Below are 1,300 nucleotides of genomic sequence, written 5' to 3'. Positions count from 1 at the left end.
GGGCGGTTTCTAGGGATCGTCGCAACACATGATCGGTTGTGTCAGACGGCGAGCAGTTTATGCAGGCGCTCGGCTGGGGTCTCCCAGCCGAGCGTTTTGCGTGGTCGGCCGTTGAGCTGGGCGGCGACTGCGTCAAGGTGCTCGCGGTTGTGGACGGACAGGTCGGTTCCCTTGGGGAAGTACTGCCGCAGCAGGCCGTTGGTGTTTTCGTTGGATCCGCGCTGCCAGGGGCTGGCCGGGTCGCAGAAGTAGACCGGGACGTCCGTGGCGACGGTGAAGCTGCGGTGGGCGGCCATCTCGGAGCCCTGGTCCCAGGTCAGAGACCGCTTGAGATGCGGTGGCAGCCTGTGTGCGGCATCCGTCAGTGCGTCTCGGACGCTGGCCGCGGTGTGGTCGGTGGGCAGGTGGAGGAGCATCACGTAGCGGGTGCTGCGTTCCACGAGGGTGCCGATCGCCGAGCCGCTGTTCTTCCCGATGATGAGGTCACCTTCCCAGTGGCCGGGCACGGCCCGGTCCTCCGCCTCGGCCGGGCGGTCGCTGATCATCACCATGGGATCGGCAAAGCGCGGCTGCCGGCAGTTGGCCTGGCGGTGGGGCTTGCGGCGGGCGCGTCCGGTGCGCAGGGCGCCGGCCAGCTCCCGACGCAGTGCTCCGCGTCCTTGCACGTAGAGCGCCTGGTAGACGGTTTCGTGGACCACGTGCATCTCCGGCCGGTCGGGGAACTGTCTGCGCAGAGCGTGACAGATCTGTTCCGGGCTCCACCGCTCGTTGAGACCTGCCTGGACGGCGGCCCGCAGTTCCGGGTCCTGGCTGATCTTCCGGGGCTTGGGGCGGGGACGGCGGTCATCCGCCCGGGCCTGGGCGGCGAAGGGACGGTACTGGCCGTTCGTGGGGTGCCGGTTGCGGCGGATCTCCCGGCTGACGGTGGAGGGACTGCGGCCCAGTTCGGCGGCGATCGCCCGGACAGTCGCCTTTTCAAGGAGCCGGTCGGCGATGTAGACCCGGTCGGCTTCCCGCAGGTACCGGGACACACCAGAAGGCGGCAGAACCGGTCTGGCCGGTGCTGCCGCCTTCTGCCGGCCGGAGGGGTTCCGGCCGTTACGCCATCGCTTTCCCGTACGGAGGTTGATGCCGACGGACTTGGCCGCCTCCGTATAACTCACGCCTTGCTGCACGAGCCGGAAGTATTCCTCCCGCTCACGGGTCAGCTTCCTGCGGCCCTGAGCCACCGTCCGGGTCTTGCGGATCTCGAACATCGCACCCCTGGGCTGGGGTGTTGCGACGATCGCTAGAACCTAAG

General features: G+C 68.4%; 1 protein-coding gene. It reads right to left on the bottom strand.

Annotated features, from left to right (window positions below; genetic code table 11):
• Positions 1 to 41: 41 nt before the first annotated feature.
• Positions 42 to 1,256 (bottom strand): IS30 family transposase, encoded by a 1,215-nt coding sequence (locus tag ACWD1U_RS37210; protein ID WP_451113785.1) that lies wholly within the window; start codon positions 1,254 to 1,256, stop codon positions 42 to 44.
• Between the last annotated feature and the right edge of the window lie 44 nt (positions 1,257 to 1,300).

This window comes from Streptomyces sp. NPDC002788 (assembly GCF_053592115.1).
This window is presented reverse-complemented; position numbering and strand designations above follow the sequence as displayed.